Genomic DNA, 21911 nt, shown 5'->3' on the forward strand with positions numbered 1-21911 from the left:
AAAACCGTGATGGACTCAGGAGCGGCCAGCCGTGTTCTCGCGCGCCACGGCACGATAGCCGATGTCGGTCCGGTGGTAGGCGTCGTGCCAGCCAATGCCGGCCAATGCCTGATAAGCGTTGCGCTGGGCGTCGGCGACGCTGTCGCCCAGCGCGGTGACACACAGCACCCGGCCGCCGCTGGTGACCACTTCGCCGTCGCGTTCGGCGGTGCCGGCGTGGAACACTTTGACGTGCTCGGAATCGGCCTGCTCCAGCCCGTGGATCGGGTCGCCTTTTCGATACTGATCGGGATAGCCGCCAGCGGCCATCACCACGCCCAGCGACGGCCGCGCATCCCAGTCGGCGCTGACGCGGTCCAGTTCGCCCTCCACCGCGGCCAGGCACAGGGCGGCCAGGTTGGAGCGCAGGCGCATCATGATCGGCTGAGTTTCCGGGTCGCCGAAGCGGCAGTTGTATTCAATCACCTTGGGCTCGCCGGCGGCGGAGATCATCAGCCCGGCGTACAGGAAACCGGTGTAGGGCATGCCCTCGCTGGCCATGCCGGCGACGGTGGGGCGGATCACCTGATCCATGATGCGCTGGTGGATCTCGTCGGTGACCACCGGCGCCGGCGAGTAGGCGCCCATGCCGCCGGTATTGGGGCCGCTGTCGCCGTCGCCGACGCGCTTATGATCCTGGCTGGTGGCCATCGGCAGAATGTGTTCGCCGTCCACCAGCACGATAAAGCTGGCTTCTTCGCCTTCCAGAAATTCCTCGATCACCACCCGATGGCCGGCGTCGCCGAAGCGGTTGCCGCCGAGCATGTCGCGCACCGCTTCTTCCGCTTCTTCCAGGGTCATCGCCACGATCACCCCTTTGCCGGCGGCCAGGCCGTCGGCCTTGACCACGATCGGCGCGCCGTGTTCGCGCAGGTAGGCGAGCGCCTCGTCGACGTCGGTGAAATTGCCGTAGGCGGCGCTGGGAATGTGGTGGCGGGCGAGAAAGTCCTTGGTGAACGCTTTCGAACCTTCCAGTTGCGCGGCCGCCTGTTTGGGGCCGAAGCATTTCAGCCCGCGACTTTGGAAGTAATCCACCACGCCGGCCACCAGCGGCGCCTCCGGGCCGACAATGGTCAGCGCCACGCCTTCGCGCTCGGCCAGATCGGCGAGCGCCTGCTGGTCCATCACATCGATGGCCACGTTCTCGACCCCGGCTTCCCGGGCGGTACCGGCGTTACCCGGCGCCACCAGCACCTTCTCCACGTCGCCGGCTTGCGCCACCTTCCAGGCCAGAGCGTGCTCGCGCCCGCCGGAGCCGATGATGAGTACCTTCATGGTGAGTTCCATTGGCTATAGATGGTTCAGTTGTTGGTTGGGTTGGCGTCGGACGCCTGACGCCTGACGCCTGACGCTGGACGCCGGACGCCTGACGCTAAACCCTGGCTCCGAAAGGCACGAAGTGTTTTCTGCCTTGCTCTCAGGAAACACGTCATACTTCCCCGTTTCCGGGTTGAGCGTCCGGCGTCCAGCGTCAATGCCGAAAATGCCGCATTCCCGTGAACACCATCGCCATGTCCGCTTGGTCGGCGGCGGCGATGACTTCTTCGTCACGAATCGAGCCGCCGGGTTGGATCACGCAGCGCACGCCGTTTTCGGCGGCGTTGTCGATGCCGTCGCGGAACGGGAAGAAGGCGTCCGAGGCCATCACCGAGCCTTGCACCGCCAGGCCCGCGTGTTCGGCCTTGATGGCGGCGATGCGGGCGGAGTTGATGCGGCTCATCTGGCCGGCGCCAACGCCCACGGTTTGGCGGTTTTTGGCGTACACGATGGCGTTGGACTTAACGAATTTGGCGACTTTCCAGGCGAAGATCAGATCGTGCATTTCCGCCTCGGTGGGGGCGCGTTTGCTGACCACCTTAAGCTCGCTTTCGCCGATCATGCCGGTGTCCCGGTCCTGCACCAGCAGGCCACCGTTGACGCGCTTGTAATCCAGGCCGCCGGCGGTGGCGCCCTGCCACTGGCCGCACACCAGCACGCGCACGTTTTTCTTGGCGGCGGTGATCGCCAGGGCCTCGTCGCTGGCGGACGGCGCGATGATCACTTCCACGAACTGGCGATCAACGATGGCCCGCGCGGTGTCGGCGTCCAGCTCGCGGTTAAAGGCAATGATGCCGCCGAACGCGGATTCCGGGTCGGTGGCGAAGGCCAGATCGTAGGCCGCGCCGATGCCGTCCAGGCTGACCGCCACGCCACACGGGTTGGCGTGCTTGACGATCACGCAGGCCGGTTTGGTGAACGACTTGACGCACTCCAGAGCGGCGTCGGTGTCAGCGATGTTGTTGTAGCTGAGTTCCTTGCCCTGCAACTGGCGGGCGGTGGCCACCGAGGCGTCGCCGGGGTGGCGCTCGGTGTAGAACGCCGCTTTCTGGTGCGGGTTCTCGCCGTAGCGCATCTCCTGAGCTTTGACGAAGTTCAGGTTGATGGTGCGCGGGAAGTCGGCGCTGCCGTTGCCGACCCGGCGGCCAAAATAGTTGGCGATGGCGCTGTCGTAGGCGGCGGTGTGCTCGAACGCCTTGATCGCCAGGTCAAAGCGCAGCGCTTCGGAGAGGGTGCCGCCATTGGCGGACATGTCTTCAAGCACGCGCGAATAGTCGGCGGTGTCGGTGACAATGCCCACATGGGCGTTGTTCTTGGCCGCCGAGCGCACCATGGTCGGGCCGCCGATGTCGATGTTCTCGATGGCGTCTTCCAGGCTGCAATCCGGATTGGCGACAGTGCGCTCGAACGGGTACAGATTGACCACCACCAGATCGATGGGGGCGATGCCGTTGTCCGCCATCACCGCGTCGTCCTGGCCACGGCGGCCAAGAATGCCGCCGTGAATGGTGGGGTGCAGGGTTTTCACCCGGCCATCCATCATTTCCGGGAAGCCGGTGTGTTCGGAGACTTCGAGCACCGCGATGCCCGCTTCGCGGATCGCTTTGAAGGTACCGCCGGTGGACAGCAGTTGCACGCCCCGTTCGGTGAGGGCTCGGGCGAAGTCAACGATGCCGGTTTTGTCGGAGACGCTGATCAGCGCGCGTTCAACGGCCTTGCTCATGGTGGGTCACCTTTGGTGACGCTGGCACGCTTCACGCAACACGCTTTCACGCGGGGGTGTGAGCGGTTTTGTGGGGGGCGTGCCAGCGTGCAGCGTGTTGCGTGTTAGCGTTACCAAAAAGAAAGGGGCAGTTTCCACTGCCCCCGACATTACGGATTGCTTCAGAGCAGGCCGTACTGTTTGAGTTTCTTACGCAGGGTGCCGCGGTTCAGGCCAAGCAGCTCGGCGGCCTTGGTCTGGTTGCCCCGGGTGTATTCCAGCACTTTCTCCAGCAGGGGGATTTCCATCTCCGCCAGTACCATCTGGTAGAGCTCGCTGACTGGCTCGCCGTCGAGTTGATTGAAATAGTCGGCGAGTGAGCGTCGCACGCAGTTGCGCAGCGTGTCGTGGGTTTCGCTGCGGGCCAGCGTGAGGTGCGGTTTGCGTGTTTCAGCGGTATTCATTTCTGTCAGTGTCCGTGCAGAAAGGGTCATGCGGCCAATGCTCCGTCTTTGTTCCGGGCAGACACTTCGCCATAGCGACCGAATCGAATGCGGTCGCCCAGGGCGCTGATCTGTAGGAAAAACTGCTCAACGGCCCGCCATTGTTGGCCGGCCTTTTCCAAATTGTTGAAACCGCGCCGGAAGTCCTCGCCACCGGGCAAATTCTGCGTATACCAGCCCAGGTGTTTGCGAGCGATGCGCACGCCGGAATACTCGCCGTAGAAGTGGTGCAGGTCGGTCAGATGCGAGAGCACGCGATCCTGAACATCCTCCACCAGCGGTGCCGGCGGCAACCGACCGTGCTCCAGGTAATGCACGGTGTCCCGGAATATCCAGGGATTACCTTGGGCAGCGCGGCCGATCATGATACCACCGGCGCCCGTGGTTTCCAGTATCCGTTCGGTTTTTTGTGGCGAATCGATATCACCGTTGGCGATAACGGGAATCGACACCGCCGCCACCACCTCGCGGATGGTGTCGAATTCCGCCTCGCCGTTGAATTTGTCGGCGCGGGTACGGCCATGAATCGCCAGCGCCTGGATGCCAGCCTGCTCAGCGAGCCGGGCGATGTGCAGCGCATTGCGTTGCTCCGGCGTCGGCCCGGTGCGGATCTTGAGGGTCACTGGCACGTCCACGGCGGCGACCACCGCGTCGAGGATGCGCGCCACCAGATCCGGGTCGCACAGCAGCGCCGAGCCGGCGGCGCGTTTGCACACTTTCTTGGCCGGGCAGCCCATGTTGATGTCGATGATCTGCGCGCCCCGGTCCACGTTGGCGCGCGCCGCCTCCGCCATCATGCTCGGTTCGCCGCCGGCGATCTGGACCGAAATCGGCCCGGGCTCGCCGCTGTGATCCAGCCGCTGGCGGGATTTGCGCGAGTCCCACAGGCGGGTGTCGGACGTGACCATCTCCGAGACCACCAGGCCGGCGCCCAGCTCCCGGCACAGCCGGCGGAACGGCTGATCGGTGACGCCGGCCATGGGGGCCAGGATCAGGCGATTGGGCAGGCTGTAGGGACCGATGCGCATGGTGAGGCGTCCGAGCGGGTGGGTGCGGGGTCGGGGCGCACCGGCATAAGGCGCCGGGCGCGGCCGCGCTGGCGCGGGGCGACCATGATAGAGATCCTGCCCGGCGGGGGAAAGTCCCAGCCTGGTTGGCCCGGCCAGGTTGGTCCGGCCAGGTCGCTGGGCTGGGGCGTGCCCGGGAAGTGAGTCGGCGGCGCCTAGCGGGCCAGGCTCAGGCGTGAGGATGAGGCGGGCGCGGGCAACAGGCGCAAATGATAGCTGACCGCGCGGCTGCCCGGGTCAACGATCTCCAGAGCCACATGGACCGGCGTTTGCACTGGCAGTTGCCGCAGTTCGCCGAGCTCCCCGTGCAGATATTCCACGGGCTGAAAACGGCGGCTCGCCACCGGTTCGCCCTCCAGATCGCTGAACGTCAATTCCAGCACCGGGAATGGCTGCGGCCAGCGCCCTTCATTGAACAGCAGGGCATCCACCACCAGCGCGTTGTCGTAGTGGGGATGGCTGCGCACCACCAGATTGGCGCCGCGCAGGTAACGCAGATCCGATTGCAGTGGCAACTGGCAGCCGATCACTTCGCAGGCCTGGGCGTAGAGCGGGCGCCACTGTGGCGAGCGCGCCAGGGTATCGAAATGAAACCAGGCGTATTGGCCGGCGAGCACCAGCAGAGCCAGAATCACCAGAGGCAGCCATTTGAGAACCTGGCTGACGCCGCGGCGGCCACCCCCCGGGTTGCTGTCGGCGGGCTCAAAGGCGTGACGCGGCGGGCTGGCGTTCAGAAAATCGAAGCTGTCGTCGTGACGTGCCGGAGCGCGGGGGGCCGGTGCCGCGGTGGCGGCCGGCGGCGGCGCGGTGGAGACCGGCTCGGCCTGGTCTTCCAGATCCTCCAGCAGCGCTTCGGCCCAGGACTCGTCGGCGTTGCCGCCCAGGGCGTCCTGCTGCCCCTCGAGCCCCGGGGCGTGGTCCGGCTCGTCCTGGTCCAGGGACAGAAAGGAGTCGCTCAGTTCCAGGCCCGCCGGGGCAACGCCGCCGGCGTGGGCGGGCGTTTGGCGGTCGGCTTCCGGGTCCATGTCCAGCGCGTATTGCCATTGCGGTGGCGTGGCGGCCTGTTCCACCGCCGGTGGTTCTCCCACCAGATGATCGGTGGCCTGGAAAATCTGCAAACAGGAACCACAGCGCACGGCCCCCTGAGCCTGGCCGAGATGCTCGTCGCTGATTTTGAACTGGGCGCCGCAATGCGGGCAGCGGGTTTTGTACTGGCCGGCCATGGTGGTCTCGATGATTGGGGAGCCGTTGAACCCGAAGGAGGCATTCCGGAGGACCGGGCGCCATCGCCGATCAGATCAAAGGCCGAGTTCCGTTGTACAGAAAAAGTCGGTGTTGCCGCAAGAGCAAAGCGCGGCGGGAGGACTCTTCTGTGATGGCGGCCGCGCTGATTTTACCTTCCCAGTGGCGGCGCTCGGAATCAATCGCTCTTGCGATGGCCGTCCACGCGCACCCAGTCACCGCGCTGGCTGAGCGGGTTGAGATCGAACCAGGGCGCATAGGCGTCGCGCACCGCCTCGGCCTGATCGGCGAGAATACCGGACAGCGCCATCGGTGCGCCGGGGCGGCAATAGCCGGCCAGCGTCGGCGCCAGCTCGATCAGCGGGCCGGCGAGAATATTGGCGATCAGAGCGTCACAACGGTAGCCGGCGGGCATCGCCGCCGGCTGGCACAGGCTCAGGCGCTCCGACACGGCGTTGCTGGTGGCGTTGTCGCGGCTGGCGGTGAGAGCCTGGTCGTCGATGTCAGTGCCCAGGGCATGCGCGGCGCCCAGCAGCAGGGCGGCGATCGCCAATACGCCGGAGCCACAGCCGAAGTCGAGCACTTCGCGGCCGGCCAGCCCGGTGCCCTCCAGCCATTCCAGGCACAACGCCGTGGTTTCATGGGTGCCGGGGCCGAAGGCCAGCCCCGGGTCCAGTTTCAGGTTGACCGCCTGCGGGACCGGCGGCGCGCTCCAGCTCGGCACGATCCACAACCGCTGGCCGAAGCGCATCGGCGCGAAGCTGTCCATCCAGGCCCGCTCCCAGACCTGTTCGGCGAGCGGCTCGACCCGGTGCTCGCCCGGCTTGAGGCCACGTTCCGCCAGGGCACGCAGCACCGCATCGGTGTCGGTGCCGGCCTCGAACAGAGCGGTCACCACAGTGGCGTTCCACAGTGGCCGGGCGCCCGGTGGCGGTTCGAACACCGGCTGGTCGGCGCCGTCGGTGAGGGTCACGGCGCTTGAGCCGAGGCTTTCCAGGGCGTCCTGGAAGGCGTCCGCCTGCCGGGGATCGGTGGCGATGTGCAGTTGAAGCCAGGCCATGGCGGCTCCTGAACAAGGGAGGGCGGAGAAGTCGGCGGCAGTATAAGCCAAGCCCCGCCAGGGAGGCGATTTTTTCACCCGGCGGGAGTACCATGGAGATTCCATTTTGCCCCTCACCGTTGTGTCGCTATGACCGAGAACGCCGCCGAACTGGTTCTGGTACTGATGACCTCCGCCAGCCTTTTGCTGCACTGGCTGGGCGTGCGCCGGCCGGTGCGCGCCCGGCACCGCCCGGCGCCGCCGCTGGACGTGGAGCAACTGGTGCTGGTGACTCTGGTGGCGATCACCATGGTGGTGATTCCGCTGCTCGATAACCTGGTGCCCTGGTTTGAATTCGCCGACTTCATGTTCCTGGATGAGTTCGCCTGGTTTGGCCTGATGCTGGGTGCCGCCGCGGTATGGCTGTTCTGGCGGGCCAACAGCGACTGGGCCAGCCGCCACCCCGGTGATGGCACCACGGTCATGGATCGCGGCGTCTACCGTTATCTGCGTCACCCGGTGTACGCCGCCATGTTGCTGTGGTCGCTGGCGCAATTGCTGCTGCTGCAGAACTGGCTGGCCGGGCCGGCGGCGGCACTGACGTTTATTCTCGTCTATCTGTTGCGGGTGCCTGTGGAAGAACAGCAGCGCCTGGAGCGGCATGGTCACCGTTATCTCGATTACATGGAACGTACCGGGGCGATCGTGCCCCGTTTCACGCGCCAGCGTTAAGCCGCGGGGTGGGGCCTGGCAATGCTCGGCTCGGCCCGCCTCGTTCACCAAGGAGACTCGCCGTCATGATTCGTATCCATCCTCTCAGCCGCGAACAGCTTGAGCGCGTGGTGGAGCGGTCGGAAGTGGTGGAGCGGGACAGCCACGGGATCAAGGTTCTCAGGCTTGAGGACGGGCGTTACCTGAAATATTTTCGTCGCAAGCGCTATTTCAACCGGGAGTTGCTGTCGCCGGCGGCGGTGCGCTTTGCCCGCCACGCGCGCCAGCTCGACCGCCTGCGCATTCCCACTGTTGAGGTCGAGAGCCTGCATCGGATCATTGGCGAGCCGCACACCGTGGCGGTGTACCGACCGATGCCCGGCGATACTTTACGCGCGCTGCTGGCGCGCAACGCGGTGGACACCCAGACGCTCTACCGGGTCGGCGTGTTCCTGGCGCGGTTGCACCGCCAAGGCGTATTTTTCCGCTCGGTGCACCCGGGCAACATCGTCATCGACGGGCTGCGCATCGGGCTGATCGACCTGCTCGATATGAAAGTGCGCCCCTGGTCCATGTCACGCTGGGCGCGGCGGCGTAACTGGGGCCATTTTTTGCGCTGCGAGGAAGACCGCCCGCACCTGCGCGCGGAACTGATCGATGCCCTGTTGTTCGGCTACCGCGACGCCGCGGATTTGCCGTTCAGTGAGGTGCGTGAAGTGGCGGAGCGGATTCGGGATTATTTGTTTTAGGGCTGGATGCTAGACGCCGGACGCCGGACGCCGGACGCTAAACCCGTTGCTGAGATTCTCGGTGTGTTTTCTGCTTCGTTCTCAGGAAACACACCAACGGTTTCCGTCTCGGGTTTAGCGTCCGGCGTCCGGCGTCCGGCGTCTGGCGCCAGGCGTCAATGACTCCCCAACTTCCTTTCCAAATGATGGATATCCACGCCGCCTTTTTCGAACGCGGGGTCGCGGAAGATTTTGTCGCGGTGCAGGGCGATGTTGGTTTTGATGCCTTCCACCACGATCTCTTCCAGCGCGTTGCGCATGCGCGCGAACGCCACGTCGCGGTTTTCACCCCAGGTGATCAGCTTGCCGATCAGTGAGTCGTAGTAGGGGGGCACGGTGTAACCGCCGTAGATGTGCGAATCGACCCGCACGCCGTTGCCGCCGGGGGCGTGGAAATAGGTGATTTTGCCCGGGCAGGGCACGAAGCTGACCGGGTCTTCCGCGTTGACCCGCACCTCAATGGCGTGGCCCTGGAACAGGATGTCTTCCTGTTTCAGGTTCAGGCCTTCGTCGCCGGCAATGCGCAATTGCTCCTTGACGATGTCCACGCCGGTGATCATTTCGGTGACCGGGTGCTCCACCTGAACGCGGGTGTTCATCTCGATGAAATAGAAGCGCTCGTTTTCGTAGAGAAACTCAAAGGTGCCGGCGCCCCGATAGTTGATTTCCTTGCAGGCGTTGACGCAGCGTTGCGCCACCTCTTCTTTAAGGTGAACCGGGATGTCCGGCGCCGGCGCTTCTTCCACCACTTTCTGGTGGCGACGCTGCAGGGAGCAGTCCCGGTCGCCCAGGTGCACGGCATGGCCGGCGCCATCGGAAAGCACTTGGATTTCCACATGGCGAGGCTGCTGCAGAAATTTTTCCATGTACACGGTGGCGTCGCCGAACGCGTTCTTGGCTTCGGCGCGGGTCAGTGCCACCGCGTTGAGCAGTTGTTTGCGGTCTTCCACCACGCGCATGCCGCGCCCGCCGCCACCGGAGGCGGCCTTGATGATGATCGGGTAACCGATTTCCTCGGCCATCATCAGGGTGGCGTCGGTGTCATCACCGACCGGGCCGTTGGAGCCGGGCACCGTCGGTACGCCGGCTTGCATCATCGCGGTGATCGCCGAGACCTTGTTGCCCATCAGGCGAATGGTGTCAGCGCGCGGTCCGATAAAGATAAATCCGGAACGCTCGACGCTTTCCGCGAAGTCGGCGTTTTCCGCCAGGAACCCGTAGCCGGGGTGAATGGCGTCCGCGTCGGTGACCTCGGCGGCGCTGATGATGGCGGGAATGTTCAAATAGGAATCGGTGGACGACGCCGGGCCGATGCACACCGCCTCATCGGCCAGCCGCACGTGCATCAGGTCGCGGTCGGCCTTGGAGTACACCGCCACGGTGCGAATGCCGAGCTCTTTGCAGGCGCGCAGAATTCGCAGGGCAATTTCGCCTCGGTTGGCAATCAGAACTTTTTCAAGCATCACCGGCTCCCGTTATACGACGGAGAACAGGGGCTGATCGAATTCCACCGGCTCGCCGTCCTCCACCAGAATGGCATCGATGGTGCCGGATTTGTCCGCCTCGATCTGATTCATCATCTTCATCGCCTCGACGATGCACAGCACCTCGCCGGCTTTCACCTTCTGGCCCACTTCCACGAACGAGGCGGCGCCCGGTGACGGTGAGCGATAGAAAGTGCCGACCATCGGTGAGCGCACCAGGTGGCCGCTGGGGGTGTTGTCTTCCACCGCCGGAGCGCCTGGAGCTTGTGCCGGCGCAACCGGTGCGGGCGCGGGGGCGAGCGCCGGAGCCTGGGCATAAATCGGCTGGCGGGTGCTGCCACGGCTGATGCGCACCGATTCCTCGCCTTCGCGGATTTCCAGTTCCTCAATGCCGGATTCCTCCAGCAGCTCGATCAGCTTCTTGATTTTTCGAATGTCCATGCTCAATCCAGTTTTTCCAGGGCGGCGGACAGCGCCAGTCGGTAACCCGTGGCACCCAGGCCGCAGATCACACCCTCGGCGATGTCCGAGAAATAGGAGTGGTGGCGAAAGGTTTCCCGGCGGTGGATGTTGGACAGATGCACCTCGATAAAGGGGATCGCCACCGCCAAAAGAGCGTCGCGCAGGGCAACGCTGGTGTGCGTGAAGGCCGCCGGGTTGATCAGAATGAAATCGACCCCCTCGGTGCGGGCTTCATGAAGGCGCTCAATCAACTCGTACTCGGCATTGCTTTGCAGGTGCAGCAGGTGATGCCCGGCATCGCCGGCCTGGGCCTGCAGGCTCTGGTTGATCTGCGCCAGCGTGGTGGAGCCGTATTTGTCCGGCTCGCGTTGGCCGAGCAGATTCAGATTGGGGCCGTGCAATACGAGTATGGTAGCCAAGATGGTTACCCCTGAAAGTGTCGATATCTGCGCTGAACGTGTCGGAAAAACGCCGAGTTGTGGGGTTTCTCCTACCGGTTTGCAGTCTAGGGGTATTCGCGCAAGGAAAAAAGGGCTTTACATTATTGGTTACATTACGCGGGCGGCGGCTGTGCCGCCGCGCTGGACGCTAGACGCCGGACGCCGGACGCTAAGTTCAGAACCCGGGGCTGATCGCATTGCGACTCCGCAACGGGCACTTCGCGTATTCGCAACGTAGCCCCCGCTTTTGACTTTTAGCGTCCGGCGTCCGGCGTCCGGCGTCTAGCGTCCGGCGCTTCAAGGTTTCAGCGCTGGCATTACCCGCTTATCCAAATGCTGAAGAAACCGCTCCGGGCCCATTTCGCCGAGCACTCGGGAGTCGGCGATTTCGCGGCCGCCGTTGTCGAAGAACACCAGGCTGGGCAGGCCGAAGATCTGGTAATCGGCCATGATTTGTTGGTTTTCGTCGTTGATCTCGGTGATGTCCACCCGGTACAGGTGGAAGTCTTGCATCGCCTTGAGCACGCGCTCGTTGCTGAGGGTGGTTTCTTCCAGCACCTTGCAGGCCACGCACCACTCGGCGAAGAAGTCCACCAGTACCGGCGTGCCTTGGTTCGCCGAATCCGCCAGGGCCTGGTTAAGCGCCTGGCGGCCATTCAGGGTGGTCCAGGCGCCGTGTTCGGCGGCCACCGGGGCGACGTTGCCGGCGTCGTTGGCCGGGGCACCGGCGGCGGTCGCGGCGGGGCGGTCACTCTGGCCCAGCCGGGCCAGCGGTTGCCAGGGATCATCGCCGCCGCTGGCGGCGCCGACCAGCATGATCGCCCCGTACAAGGCGAGCACCAGAGCCAGCGCTCGCTTGAGGCGCGATCCGCCGGCTTCCAGGGCGCCGAGTTGGACGCCATAGCAGGCGGCCAGCACGCCATACAGGCCCAGGGTCAGTACGTCGCTGACGATGCGATCCAGCAGCCAGATCGCCACCGCCAGCATCACCACGCCGAAGAAACGTTTTACCTCGTCCATCCATTGGCCGGCGCGGGGCAGCAAATGGCCGCCGCCGGTGCCGAAAATCAGTAACGGCACCCCCATGCCCATGGACAGCGCGAACAGCGACGCCGCGCCGGTGGCGGCATCGCCGCTGCCGGCCACATACAACAGTGCGCCGGCCAGAATCGGCGTCACGCAGGGCGACACCACCAGCGCCGAGATCGCGCCCATCACGGCGGCGCCGGCCAGGCCGCCGCCGCCGTTGGGCCCGGCGCCGCTGAGCCGGCTGCGCAGCCGTTCCGGCAACTGCAGCTCATAGAGGCCGAACATGGACAGCGCCAGCAGCACGAAGATCACCACGCTGGTGATGATCGCCGCCGGCTGCTGCAGCAGGAATTGCAGATTCAGGCCGGCGCCGAACAGCGCCACCAGCAGCCCGGCCAGGGTGTAAGGCACCGCCACGCCGAGCACATAGGCAAGACTGAGAACAAAGCCGCGCCGCGCGCTGGGGGTCTTTTCCCCAGCGATGATGCCGGACAGAATCGGCACCATCGGGAACACGCACGGCGTGAAGGCGAGCAGCAGCCCGCCGACAAAAAACAGACCAATAATCAGGGTCAGGCTCTGGTCGCGCATCCAGTGGCTGAAGGCGTTGGCGTCTTCGGAGAACAGCGTGGCAACGAAGCCGCCGTCGTCGTCGCTGCCCGCCACCACGGCGGCCGGCGCGCTGGTCGGGGCGCTGGCCGTGGGGCCGGGCGCCTCGAAGGTGAAGGTGCGGGTCTGTGGCGGGTAGCACAAGCGGTTCTCGATGCAACCCTGGTAACGCACTTCCAGCTCGGTGGCGGCCAGCGGCACGCTGCGCAGCGGCAGATCCACATCCAGCTGTTGGTGATACACCTTAACGTCGCCGTAAATTTCGTCGTGCTTATCCTCGCCGGGCGGTAACGCCAGATCGTCGAAGCTTTCCAGCTCATTGCCGTTGGTGTCACGCAGGGTAAAGCCGAGCCGGTGCTGGTACAGGTACACGCCATCGAGCAGGCTGAAACTGACGATCAGCTTCTGCTGGTCCCAGTCCTGGTCCGGGACCACCTGGATCGCCTCATCCACCGACGGCGGAGCTTCATCGTCGAAGCCACCGTTGCCACCCAACGACAACGCCATGGCCAGGCCACTGAACAGCAGGCCCAGGCCAATCATCAGCCCCCGTGAAATGTGCCTCATGAATCGCTCCCAATCAAAACTCCGGTTTGGAGCTCGCCGATGGCCCGGAGGTTCCGTCAGTCGCCCGCGAAAAAGGAGCAGAAGATGCTCCGCTTGTGTCGCCAGAGCCGATTAACACTGATGCCCGTTAAGACAGGGTTAAGACAGGCTTAAGACATCCGCCCGATAATCGCCGCCCCCGAAAGGTCGCCATTGTGGGCGTATCGTGGCGGCGAAGCAAAGCGCTGGTGGCCGGAAAATCCGCACTCTATAGTGCCCGTAGGCGGCGTGGGCGAAGGTGAAGGGAAATGCGCATATTGCTGGTGGAAGACGATGAAATGCTGGCGGACGGCCTGTTGCGGGCGTTGCGCCACGACGGCTACACCCTGGACCATGTCAACCGGGGCGATCTGGTGTTGCCGGCCATCGATGCCGGCCAGTTCGACCTGATGTTGCTGGATCTCGGTCTGCCCGGGCTGGATGGGGTGCAGGCGTTGCGCGCGGTGCGGGAAAAACATAAGGACGTGCCGGTGATCATCATCAGTGCCCGCGACCGTCTGGATGATCGCATCACCGGCCTGGACGCCGGCGCCGACGACTATCTGATCAAGCCGTTCGCGGTGGATGAACTGCGTGCGCGTCTGCGTGCCCGCCTGCGCCGGGGCGCCGAGCCGGCGCGCCGGACGCTGAACCTGGGCGCGGTCAGTATCGACCCCCAGGCGATGACCGTCACCGTGGGCGGGGAGGTGGTGTCCATGCCGCGCCGCGAAATGTCCCTGCTGATGACCCTGGCCCGTCAGCCGGGCCGGGTGTTCACGCGCGAACAACTTGAACAGGCGCTGTACGGCTGGTCCGACGAAGTCGAGAGCAATGCTCTGGAGGTGCATGTGCACCACCTGCGTCGCAAGCTTGGCAGCGACATGATTCGCACCGTGCGCGGGGTCGGTTACCGGCTCGACCCCGGCGCCGGAGGGAGTGGCGCCTGATGTTCTCGATTCGCCGTTTTCTGATGATCGCGCTGCTGGCGGTGATCCTCGGCGGGGGCGTGCTGCTGGGCTGGGCCACCTACCGTTCCCTCTATCACGAAATGGATGAGCAGTACGACGCCGAACTGGTGCAAAGTGCCCGCCTGCTGGCGGCGTTCTGGCAGGCCGGGCAAATCCCCGATCCGGCGGTGGTCACCCTCGACGAAGATGAGCACCGCTACCGGCGTTATTTTATCTATCAGTTCTGGCGCCACGGTGAGCTGGTGTTGGGCAGCGATGGCGCGCCCGCACAGCCCCTGGTGGACATCACGCCAGCCCGGGCCGCCAGCGGCGGACGGTACCGCAATCAGGATGGCTGGCATTCCTACGCGATGCCGCTGGAAGGTGATCGCTGGGTGGTGGTGGGCGAAAGCGAACACGCCCGCCGCTCGTTGGTGCGTAACGTGGCCGGCACCGTTCTGGCGCCTTATTTGCTGAGCGTGCCGGTGGTGATTCTGCTGGTGTGGCTGGCGGTGGGGCGGGGCTTGCGGCCGTTGACGCGCCTGGCCCGGTCGGTGGCGGCGCGTGACTCCGGCAACCTCACCCCGTTACGGGCGCGCCCGGTGCGTGAGCTGGCACCGCTTACCGACGCCATCAACACCTTACTCAGCCGTCTTTCCGGCGCGCTGGAGCGGGAAAAGCGCTTCACCGCCGACGCCGCCCATGAGCTGCGCACGCTACTGATGGTGCTGCGGCTGCACGCCGACAACGCCGCCCATCTGGATGACCCGGAGGGTGTCAGAGCGTCCATGGCACAACTCAGCCGGGCGGTTGATCGCGCCTCGCGGACGGTGGAACAACTGTTGGCGCTGGCGCGTCTTGACCCCCAGCAGTTGGCCGGCCAGGGCGACACCTGCGACGCCACTGACGTGGCCCGCGATACTCTGGCGCTGCTGGCCTCCCTGGCGCAGCAGCGTGACCAGCGTCTGGTGCTGGCCACGGACCAGCCGTTGCCGGTGGCGCTGCCCGCCGAGGCGCTGCAGGTGCTGCTGCGCAATCTGATCGATAACGCTTGCCGCTATTCCCCGGTCGGCGGCCGCGTGGAGGTCGGCGCCCGCGCGCAGCCAGGCGCGGCCACCGTGGTGTTCACCATCACCGATGAAGGCGCCGGCCTGGACGACCAGGAAGGCGCCCGCCTGACCGGACGCTTCAGCCGTGGCAATGAAGAAAGCTCCGGTGCGGGGCTGGGTCTGTCCATTGTCGATCGCCTGCTGCGGCTATATGGTGGCGATCTGCGTTTCCGTGTGCGCGATGCCGGTCTGCCGGCGGCGGTGATCCTGACGTTGCCTGCCGCTTAACCCGGCGCTGGGCTATAGTGGGCGGCGACATGGACGGCGACCACACACCGGGGAGAATCGATGAGCGAAGATAAATTCAGCCAGAAAATGGGCGACACCCTTCTGGACCCGAAGAGCAACCGCATCTGGAAGGGCCTGTTGGCGCTGGTACTGATCCTGCTGCTGGTGGACGTGGTGCTGGGCTGGTACTGGAGCTGGGAGCCGCCGCTGACCGAGGTCAGCAAGCGCGACGGCGCGGTGGCCGGTGAAACCGTTACCCGCGAGGTCATTCACGTGGCCAGCACCCTGCTGGACAAACCCGGCGGCTACCTGAGCAACGACATGATGCCGCACCGGTTGTGGCTGGATAACATGCCCGCCTGGGAATACGGCGTGCTGGTGCAGCTTCGTGATGTCACCCGGGTGATGCGCCGCGACATGAGCCGCTCGCAATCGCAGAGCCAGGAAGATCGCTTCCTGTCGGTGGCCGAGCCACAGTTCAATTTCGACGCCCAAAGCTGGGCGATGCCGGCCACCGAAAGCGAATACCAGCGTGGCATCGACGCGTTGAACAAGTACCTCGCCGCGCTGCGCCGCAACGACGGCAGCACGCATTTCTACGCTCGTGCGGACAACCTCAGCGATTGGCTCAATGAGGTGCAGAACCGGCTCGGGTCGCTGAGCCAGAACCTCAGCCAGAGCGTTGGGCGAGTGCAGCTCAACACCGAGACCGATGCCTCGCTCAACCAATTGGACCAGCAGGAAACCCGCGTCCATACCCCGTGGCTGAAAATCGATGACGTTTTCTACGAAGCCCGTGGCGCCTCCTGGGCTCTGGTGCAACTGATGCGCGCCATGGAAGTGGACTTCGCCGAGGTGCTGCGCAACAAGCATGCGACCGTCAGCTTCCGGCAAATGGTGCGCGAACTGGAAGCCACTCAGGCCTCCATGTGGAGCCCGGTGATCCTCAACGGCTCCGGCTTCGGCTTGTTCGCCAACCATTCCCTGGTCATGGCCAACTACATCGCCCGCGCCAACGCCTCCCTGATCGACCTCCGCAAGCTGCTCCAGGAGGGGTAACGCCGCCTAGGGCGGCGTTACGACCGGCCAGGGATGGCCGGGCCGGGCAATCAGAGAGGCACGGTGTCGCGCCAGGGATGGCAGGCACGGCTCGAATAGAATGGGCGGCGTTACGACCGGCCAGGGATGGCCGGGCCGGGCAATCAGAGAGGCACGGTGTCGCGCCAGGGATGGCAGGCACGGCTCGAATAGAATGGGCGGCGTTACGACCGGCCAGGGATGGCCGGGCCGGGCAATCAGAGAGGCACGGTGTTGCGCCAGGGATGGCGGGCACGGCCCGAATAGAATGGGCGGCGTTACGACCTTGTCAGGTTCGGGGCAATGGCGCCGTGCCTCCGGCCAAAAGATTTCGCGGTCAGGGACCGCTCCCACAGCGGCGCTGTAGCAGGGCGTGTTTTTTGTGGGAGGAAACGAATGCTTGGCCATATGATTTGCCGGAGAGGCTGGGCAAAGGCGCCTCGTCGGAGTCGCCCGCCCACCAACGAAGCCGCTGTGGGAGCGGTCCTCGACCGCGAACCGGCGCAGCCGGGCGGCAGTCCAGCCGCCACCAGGCTCATCAGCGGGCGGTGGCCGGGGCGCTTCGTTCAGGCCACCGCCGAGACGGCTGGTTCCGGCAGGGTGGCGCGCAAGGCGTCGGCCAGTTCGCTGTTGTCGTCCTGCCAGGGGTGAAAGCCCGGGCGCAGATACTGGAACCACGACGGAATCGCCTGGCTGACCACGCCTTTGTAGCCAAACATCTTCCACAGGCCCTTGGCCAGAACGAGCGGTTGGCGGTGCACGCCGTCGTGTTTCAGGAACTGCCAGGTGAAGTAAGTGCTGAACGCGGTCAGGTAGGCGGTGCCGTAGAGAAACGCCCGTTGACGCTTCCAATAACCGTTCTCCACGTCCTGATAGAGATCAAACGCCACCGCCTTGTGCTCGGTTTCCTCGATGGCGTGCCATACCCAGAGCGGGCGCACCGCCGGGTCCATTTTTTCCACCATGTCGGCGCGGCGGAGAATCACATCGGCGAGAATCGCGGTGATGTGTTCCAGCCCGGCGGTGGCGGCCAGTTGCCGCTCCGCGCTCAGGTGTTTGCGGGCACCGGCCAGCAGCCGTTGCGTCACCGTAAGCGCTTCGTCCACCAGAGCGTCATAGCCGTCACCGTGGCCGGCGACCAGATCGTTGAAGGCTTTGTGTTCGAGCGAATGCATGGCTTCCTGGCCAATAAAGCCGGAGATGTCTTTTTGTCGTTGCGGGTCATCGACCCGATCGCGGAAGGCGCGTACCGCGTCCACGAAAAACCGTTCGCCATCGGGGAAGGTCACCGACAGCACATTCATGAAATGGGTCAGCACCGGATCGTTGTCGAACCAGTAGCGGCTGTTCTCGAAGCCTTGAAAGGCGAAATTCATCCGCCGTGGGCGGATCGGCAGCCGCGCCACGGCGCGGCGCGAACGGGACAGCAGTTTCATCGGGATCTCCCGGCGGTGGTGCCATTGATTGATGACAACAACTATGGTCCAGTCGACGCTTCCCGGTCTTGTTGTGGAGGGCCAACCTGTGGTGATTTCGGGCCGCTCCTGGTTCACGCCCGGTATCCCCGGCATCTACGTGGTTCTGCTGTGTGATGTGCTCAAGGAGCTTGGGCATGACCCGGCGCCGTTGTTGCGTGCCCTCGATCTGCGCCGCGATCAGTTGCTGGCGCCGGAATGCCGGCTGCCCATGGACCGCGCCAACCTGGCGGCGGAAGCGGGGCTGGCGCTGGTGGGTGGCGCCGGGTTGGGGTTCCGTTACGCGAAAGCGATGCGCATCACCTTGCACGGCCCGCTGGGGCTGCTGGCGCTTTCCAGCCCCACCCTCGATGACGGTCTGGATGCCGCGCGCCGCTATCTCGGGCTGCGTGCTCCGTTTCTCAATGTTGAACGCGAGTTGCTGGGTGATCACCGCCAGGCGCTCTGCTTTCGCACTGACTTTGGCCCGGGGCCGGTGCGCAGCTTCGTGATTGAATCCATGGTGATCGGCTTCGTTTACATGCTCGAGCAACTGATGGAGGCGTGCCCGGACGGTGCCGAGGTGCATTTTCAGGGTCGCCCGCCGGCGCATGCCGAGGCCCTGCGCCGGGCGGTGCCGGTGCCGGTGCATTACGGTCAGCCCCGCGATGCTCTGATTCTTTCCGCCGACCTGCTGGCGGCGCGCCCGCGTTTGGCCGATCCCCAAGCGGAGGCGCTGGCTCGGGAACAATGCGAGCTGGAATTCCGTCGTTGGCGGGCCGATCAGGAAGGCCCCTTGCCGGAACGGATTCGTGCCGCCTTGCGTGACCAGGACGCGCCGTTGCCGGACCTGGCGGAGATGGCCGAGCGGTTAGCGGTGTCTCCGCGTACCCTCAAGCGGCATTTGCAACAGGCCGGGCTGACCTACCGACAGTTGCAGGACGAGGCCCGTTATCACCAGGCGAAGAAATTGCTCACTGATCGGGCGCTGCGCGTCAGCGAGGTGGCCTATGCGTTGGGCTACAACGATGTAGCCAATTTTTCCCGTGCGTTCAAACGCTGGAGTGGCAAGACGCCCAAGGGTTACCGGCAGGGCGAAACGCGGAACGAGCCATGAAGGCGGGTTGGGACGCCTGCGCTGCACGCAGCACGCTTGCACGCAGCACGCTTCACGCAACACGCTTCACGCAACACGCCAAGTCAAAACCCGTGGCTGCATGGCTTGCGGTTTCACTGGGAGCGGTTGGTTAATCCACAGGGCATGCAGGCCGCACCGGTTTTAGCGTGTTGCGTGCAAGCGTGCAGCGTGCAAGCGCCTTATTTCTTCTCGAACGCTTCCACCGATTTCAGAATTTCTTTCTTGGCGGCTTCGGCGTTTTCCCAGCCGTCCACTTTCACCCATTTGCCCGCTTCCAGCTCTTTGTAGTGCTCGAAGAAGTGCTTGATCTGGGCGAGCAGCAGTTCCGGCAGGTCGGTGACTTCCTGAACGTTGTCGTACAGCTTGGTCAGCTTGCTGTGCGGCACGGCCACCAGCTTGGCGTCCTTACCGGCTTCGTCGGTCATGTTCAGCATGCCCACCGGGCGGCAGCGAATCACTGAGCCGGGCACCACCGGGTACGGGGTGACCACCAACACGTCCAGCGGATCGCCGTCTTCGGAGAGGGTGTTGGGGATGTAGCCGTAATTGGCCGGGTAGAACATGGGAGTGGCCATGAAGCGGTCGACGAAGATGGCGTTGCTGTCTTTGTCGATCTCGTATTTGATCGGGTCCGCATTGGCCGGAATCTCGATGGCCACATAGATATCTTCAGGAACGTCTTTCCCGGCGGGTACCTTGGCAAAATCCATGGTCTGTCCTTTCAGCGAGAGTGGATGGAACCGCGTCAGGGGAGGATCCGGGTTCCGTTAGGGCGCGGATTATAGCAATGGCGGGGCGCCTCGGCTAATCGCCGTGGGCGGCGGCCGGTGAGAAACGAGCGCCGCGCGGGTACAATCGCTTCCGTTCAATCCGCATGAGGAGCCGTCCCCTTGATGAATATCCATGAAATTGCGCATCCCCTGGTCAAGCACAAGCTCGGGCTGCTGCGTCAGGCGTCGGTCAGTACGCGCAGCTTCCGCCAGCTCACCGCGGAACTGGCCAGCCTGCTCACCTATGAGGCGACCAGCGATCTGTTGCTGGAAAACTATCAGGTGGACACCTGGATGGGGAAGGTGCCGGCGCAGCGCATCAAGGGCAAGAAGGTGACCGTGGTGCCGATCCTGCGCGCTGGCATTGGCATGCTCGATGGCGTGCTGGAGCTGATCCCCAGCGCCAAGGTGAGTGTGGTGGGGTTGTATCGTAATGAGGAAACCCTGGAGCCGGTGGTCTACTTCGAGAAGCTGGCCCACGGCCTGAATGAACGCCTGGCCCTGGTGATCGACCCGATGCTGGCCACGGGCGGCTCGATGCTGGCCACCATCGACATGCTCAAGAAAGCCGGCTGCACGCAGATTCGCGCGCTGGTATTGGTGGCGGCGCCGGAGGGCATCCGCCGGGTCCACGAAGCGCACCCAGAGGTGGCCATTTACACCGCGTCCATCGACCAGGGCCTCAACGAAGACGGCTACATCGTGCCCGGCCTGGGTGACGCCGGCGACAAGATATTCGGCACCAAATAAACAGGCGGGAGCGAGTGGCGATGGCGGACACACCGGGTTTCTGGAACTGGAAGATCATTCTGATCGGTGCGCAGATGCTGTTCGTGGCGTTCGGTGCGATGGTACTGATGCCGCTGCTGACCGGGCTGGACCCGAGCGTGGCGTTGTTCACCGCCGGGCTGGGCACGTTGCTGTTCCAATGGATTACCGGCCGCTCGGTGCCGGTGTTTCTGGCGTCGTCGTTTGTGTTCGTGGCGCCGATCAGCCATGGCATCGAACAGTGGGGCATTCCCGCCACCATGGGCGCGTTGTTCTGCACCGCCATCGTCTATCTGGTGCTGGCGGCCCTGGTGAAATGGCGTGGCCCCGGGCTGCTGCACCGGTTGATGCCGCCGGTGGTCACTGGGCCGATCATTATGGTGATTGGCCTGAGCCTGGCGCCCACCGCCGTGAACTTCGCCATGGGGCTGAGTGGCGACGGCGGCGACCGGCTGTTTCCCTACAGCGACGCGCTGCTGGTGTCGATGATCGCTCTGCTGACCACTCTGCTGGTGGCGACCCTGGCCCGTGGCCTGTTCCGCTTGCTGCCGATTCTGTGTGGCGTGCTCATCGGCTATCTGGCCGCGCTGGCGCTGGGCATGGTGGATTTTGCCCTGGTTCACCAGGCGGGCTGGCTGGAAATGCCCGCGTTCGTGGCGCCCACGTTCCACTGGCCGGCGATTCTGTTCATGATCCCGGTGGCGCTGGCGCCGGCCATCGAACACGTCGGCGATGTGCTGGCGATCAGCAACGTCACTGGCAAGGACTTCATCAAGAAGCCCGGCTTGCACCGCACCCTGGCCGGCGACGGCATCGCCAGCATGGCCGCCGCTCTGGTTGGCGGCCCGCCCAACACCACCTACTCGGAGGTGACCGGCGCGGTGATGCTGACCCGGGTGTTCAACCCGGTGGTGATGACCTGGACCGCCCTGTTCGCGATTGCCCTGGCGTTCATCGGTAAGTTCGGGCTGTTGCTGCAAAGCGTGCCGACGCCAGTGATGGGCGGCATTCTGATTCTGATGTTCGGCTCCATCGCCAGCGTCGGCATGAACACCCTGATCAAGGCCCGGGTTGACCTGCACGCCCAGCGCAATCTGGTGATCGTCTCCGTGACTCTGATCTTTGGCATCGGCGGCATGGTGGTCGGCAACGGTGAATTCACCCTGCAGGGCATCAGCCTGTGCGGGCTGGTCGCCGTGATCCTCAACCAGATACTCCCCGCCGCCCCGCCCGCCGCCCCGCCCGGCGCCGACGACCTGCATGAAGAGCAGGAATATGTTGAAGACTTGTTGGGGCATGCACAGGAAAGGAATAAGAAAGTTAAAAGTTAAAAGTTGAAGGGTTGTGGCGGAGAGTGGACTGGCCCCAAAGAAGTAGACACCTTCATTACGAGGAAGGTGTAT

At 64.6% G+C, this 21911-nt stretch carries 20 protein-coding genes; 8 read left to right on the forward strand and 12 right to left on the reverse strand.

Annotated features, from left to right (window positions below; all coding sequences use genetic code 11):
- Nucleotides 1–15: 15 nt before the first annotated feature.
- The 6 genes from purD to prmA form a co-directional block, all read right to left on the reverse strand.
- Nucleotides 16–1314 carry a phosphoribosylamine--glycine ligase gene (purD, locus tag CGS25_RS05660; protein WP_198588701.1) on the reverse strand — a complete coding sequence of 433 codons (1299 nt, stop codon included), beginning with the start codon at nucleotides 1312–1314 and terminating at the stop codon, nucleotides 16–18.
- A gap of 196 nt (nucleotides 1315–1510) precedes the next feature.
- A complete protein-coding gene (purH, locus tag CGS25_RS05665) occupies nucleotides 1511–3079 on the reverse strand; it encodes a bifunctional phosphoribosylaminoimidazolecarboxamide formyltransferase/IMP cyclohydrolase (RefSeq protein WP_101674869.1) in 1569 nt (522 codons plus the stop codon).
- A gap of 161 nt (nucleotides 3080–3240) precedes the next feature.
- Nucleotides 3241–3522, reverse strand: a complete 282-nt coding sequence (gene fis / locus CGS25_RS05670) for a DNA-binding transcriptional regulator Fis (RefSeq protein ID WP_089031141.1) — start codon at nucleotides 3520–3522, stop codon at nucleotides 3241–3243.
- 26 nt (nucleotides 3523–3548) lie between these two features.
- Nucleotides 3549–4589, reverse strand: coding sequence for a tRNA dihydrouridine synthase DusB (dusB, locus tag CGS25_RS05675; protein WP_101674870.1), 1041 nt, complete (start codon nucleotides 4587–4589; stop codon nucleotides 3549–3551).
- Nucleotides 4590–4783: 194 nt separating this feature from the next.
- The gene (locus CGS25_RS05680; protein ID WP_101674871.1) at nucleotides 4784–5851 is read right to left on the reverse strand and encodes a DUF3426 domain-containing protein; all 1068 of its coding nucleotides are present in this window, start codon (nucleotides 5849–5851) and stop codon (nucleotides 4784–4786) included.
- 197 nt (nucleotides 5852–6048) lie between these two features.
- A complete protein-coding gene (prmA, locus tag CGS25_RS05685; protein WP_101674872.1) occupies nucleotides 6049–6930 on the reverse strand; it encodes a 50S ribosomal protein L11 methyltransferase in 882 nt (293 codons plus the stop codon).
- Between the two features lie 129 nt (nucleotides 6931–7059).
- On the opposite strand from prmA, the gene CGS25_RS05690 reads away from it, so the two are divergent.
- Both CGS25_RS05690 and CGS25_RS05695 read left to right on the forward strand, forming a co-directional pair.
- Complete coding sequence (locus tag CGS25_RS05690; protein WP_089031145.1) at nucleotides 7060–7641, forward strand: isoprenylcysteine carboxylmethyltransferase family protein; 582 nt, start codon at nucleotides 7060–7062, stop codon at nucleotides 7639–7641.
- Between the two features lie 65 nt (nucleotides 7642–7706).
- Complete coding sequence (locus CGS25_RS05695) at nucleotides 7707–8369, forward strand: BUD32 family EKC/KEOPS complex subunit (RefSeq protein ID WP_089031146.1); 663 nt, start codon at nucleotides 7707–7709, stop codon at nucleotides 8367–8369.
- Between the two features lie 155 nt (nucleotides 8370–8524).
- Here the strand turns inward: CGS25_RS05695 and accC are convergent, their stop codons facing one another.
- The 4 genes from accC to dsbD all read right to left on the reverse strand — a co-directional run bounded on the left by accC (nucleotide 8525) and on the right by dsbD (nucleotide 12999).
- Nucleotides 8525–9871, reverse strand: a complete 1347-nt coding sequence (accC, locus tag CGS25_RS05700; protein ID WP_089031147.1) for an acetyl-CoA carboxylase biotin carboxylase subunit — start codon at nucleotides 9869–9871, stop codon at nucleotides 8525–8527.
- 12 nt (nucleotides 9872–9883) lie between these two features.
- Complete coding sequence (accB, locus tag CGS25_RS05705; RefSeq protein WP_089031148.1) at nucleotides 9884–10333, reverse strand: acetyl-CoA carboxylase biotin carboxyl carrier protein; 450 nt, start codon at nucleotides 10331–10333, stop codon at nucleotides 9884–9886.
- A 2-nt stretch (nucleotides 10334–10335) separates the two neighbouring features.
- Nucleotides 10336–10773, reverse strand: coding sequence for a type II 3-dehydroquinate dehydratase (gene aroQ, locus CGS25_RS05710; RefSeq protein ID WP_089031149.1), 438 nt, complete (start codon nucleotides 10771–10773; stop codon nucleotides 10336–10338).
- A gap of 318 nt (nucleotides 10774–11091) precedes the next feature.
- On the reverse strand, nucleotides 11092–12999 hold the full coding sequence (dsbD, locus tag CGS25_RS05715) for a protein-disulfide reductase DsbD (RefSeq protein WP_101674873.1): 1908 nt from the start codon (nucleotides 12997–12999) through the stop codon (nucleotides 11092–11094).
- Between the two features lie 287 nt (nucleotides 13000–13286).
- On the opposite strand from dsbD, the gene CGS25_RS05720 reads away from it, so the two are divergent.
- Genes CGS25_RS05720 through CGS25_RS05730 form a run of 3 tightly spaced genes read left to right on the forward strand, consistent with a single transcriptional unit; the run spans nucleotide 13287 to nucleotide 16360 of the window.
- Nucleotides 13287–13964, forward strand: a complete 678-nt coding sequence (locus CGS25_RS05720; protein ID WP_089031151.1) for a response regulator — start codon at nucleotides 13287–13289, stop codon at nucleotides 13962–13964.
- Nucleotides 13964–15301, forward strand: a complete 1338-nt coding sequence (locus CGS25_RS05725) for an ATP-binding protein (protein ID WP_101674874.1) — start codon at nucleotides 13964–13966, stop codon at nucleotides 15299–15301. Before CGS25_RS05720 ends, CGS25_RS05725 begins: the two co-directional genes overlap by 1 nt.
- A 60-nt stretch (nucleotides 15302–15361) precedes the next feature.
- Nucleotides 15362–16360: a DUF2333 family protein gene (locus CGS25_RS05730; protein ID WP_101674875.1), complete on the forward strand. Its 999-nt coding sequence runs from the start codon at nucleotides 15362–15364 to the stop codon at nucleotides 16358–16360.
- A 584-nt stretch (nucleotides 16361–16944) separates the two neighbouring features.
- Here CGS25_RS05730 and CGS25_RS05735 read toward each other — a convergent pair.
- Entirely contained in the window at nucleotides 16945–17814 is an 870-nt protein-coding gene (locus CGS25_RS05735) for a metal-dependent hydrolase (RefSeq protein ID WP_089031154.1), read from the reverse strand.
- Nucleotides 17815–17902: 88 nt separating this feature from the next.
- On the opposite strand from CGS25_RS05735, the gene CGS25_RS05740 reads away from it, so the two are divergent.
- Nucleotides 17903–18949, forward strand: a complete 1047-nt coding sequence (locus CGS25_RS05740; RefSeq protein WP_089031155.1) for an AraC family transcriptional regulator — start codon at nucleotides 17903–17905, stop codon at nucleotides 18947–18949.
- A 200-nt stretch (nucleotides 18950–19149) separates the two neighbouring features.
- Here CGS25_RS05740 and ppa read toward each other — a convergent pair whose 3' ends face one another.
- The gene (gene ppa, locus CGS25_RS05745; RefSeq protein WP_089031156.1) at nucleotides 19150–19680 is read right to left on the reverse strand and encodes an inorganic diphosphatase; all 531 of its coding nucleotides are present in this window, start codon (nucleotides 19678–19680) and stop codon (nucleotides 19150–19152) included.
- Nucleotides 19681–19863: 183 nt separating this feature from the next.
- Between ppa and upp the strand changes: the two genes are divergently transcribed.
- Together upp and CGS25_RS05755 are read left to right on the forward strand one after the other, a co-directional pair.
- A complete protein-coding gene (gene upp / locus CGS25_RS05750; protein WP_101674876.1) occupies nucleotides 19864–20490 on the forward strand; it encodes a uracil phosphoribosyltransferase in 627 nt (208 codons plus the stop codon).
- Between the two features lie 20 nt (nucleotides 20491–20510).
- On the forward strand, nucleotides 20511–21839 hold the full coding sequence (locus CGS25_RS05755; RefSeq protein WP_101674877.1) for a uracil-xanthine permease family protein: 1329 nt from the start codon (nucleotides 20511–20513) through the stop codon (nucleotides 21837–21839).
- The last annotated feature ends 72 nt before the right edge of the window (nucleotides 21840–21911 follow it).

The sequence above is a fragment of the Alloalcanivorax mobilis genome, from assembly GCF_002864685.1.
In the GTDB taxonomy this organism is placed as follows: domain Bacteria; phylum Pseudomonadota; class Gammaproteobacteria; order Pseudomonadales; family Alcanivoracaceae; genus Alloalcanivorax; species Alloalcanivorax mobilis.

What these genes read in the sequence shown, in the direction of transcription:
- purD (WP_198588701.1), bottom strand. Translation starts at nt 1,314, where the DNA reads ATGAAGGTACTCATCATCGGCTCCGGCGGGCGCGAGCACGCTCTGGCC.
- purH (WP_101674869.1), bottom strand. Translation starts at nt 3,079, where the DNA reads ATGAGCAAGGCCGTTGAACGCGCGCTGATCAGCGTCTCCGACAAAACC.
- fis (WP_089031141.1), bottom strand. Translation starts at nt 3,522, where the DNA reads ATGAATACCGCTGAAACACGCAAACCGCACCTCACGCTGGCCCGCAGC.
- dusB (WP_101674870.1), bottom strand. Translation starts at nt 4,589, where the DNA reads ATGCGCATCGGTCCCTACAGCCTGCCCAATCGCCTGATCCTGGCCCCC.
- CGS25_RS05680 (WP_101674871.1), bottom strand. Translation starts at nt 5,851, where the DNA reads ATGGCCGGCCAGTACAAAACCCGCTGCCCGCATTGCGGCGCCCAGTTC.
- prmA (WP_101674872.1), bottom strand. Translation starts at nt 6,930, where the DNA reads ATGGCCTGGCTTCAACTGCACATCGCCACCGATCCCCGGCAGGCGGAC.
- CGS25_RS05690 (WP_089031145.1), top strand. Translation starts at nt 7,060, where the DNA reads ATGACCGAGAACGCCGCCGAACTGGTTCTGGTACTGATGACCTCCGCC.
- CGS25_RS05695 (WP_089031146.1), top strand. Translation starts at nt 7,707, where the DNA reads ATGATTCGTATCCATCCTCTCAGCCGCGAACAGCTTGAGCGCGTGGTG.
- accC (WP_089031147.1), bottom strand. Translation starts at nt 9,871, where the DNA reads ATGCTTGAAAAAGTTCTGATTGCCAACCGAGGCGAAATTGCCCTGCGA.
- accB (WP_089031148.1), bottom strand. Translation starts at nt 10,333, where the DNA reads ATGGACATTCGAAAAATCAAGAAGCTGATCGAGCTGCTGGAGGAATCC.
- dsbD (WP_101674873.1), bottom strand. Translation starts at nt 12,999, where the DNA reads ATGAGGCACATTTCACGGGGGCTGATGATTGGCCTGGGCCTGCTGTTC.
- CGS25_RS05720 (WP_089031151.1), top strand. Translation starts at nt 13,287, where the DNA reads ATGCGCATATTGCTGGTGGAAGACGATGAAATGCTGGCGGACGGCCTG.
- CGS25_RS05725 (WP_101674874.1), top strand. Translation starts at nt 13,964, where the DNA reads ATGTTCTCGATTCGCCGTTTTCTGATGATCGCGCTGCTGGCGGTGATC.
- CGS25_RS05730 (WP_101674875.1), top strand. Translation starts at nt 15,362, where the DNA reads ATGAGCGAAGATAAATTCAGCCAGAAAATGGGCGACACCCTTCTGGAC.
- CGS25_RS05735 (WP_089031154.1), bottom strand. Translation starts at nt 17,814, where the DNA reads ATGAAACTGCTGTCCCGTTCGCGCCGCGCCGTGGCGCGGCTGCCGATC.
- ppa (WP_089031156.1), bottom strand. Translation starts at nt 19,680, where the DNA reads ATGGATTTTGCCAAGGTACCCGCCGGGAAAGACGTTCCTGAAGATATC.
- upp (WP_101674876.1), top strand. Translation starts at nt 19,864, where the DNA reads ATGAATATCCATGAAATTGCGCATCCCCTGGTCAAGCACAAGCTCGGG.
- CGS25_RS05755 (WP_101674877.1), top strand. Translation starts at nt 20,511, where the DNA reads ATGGCGGACACACCGGGTTTCTGGAACTGGAAGATCATTCTGATCGGT.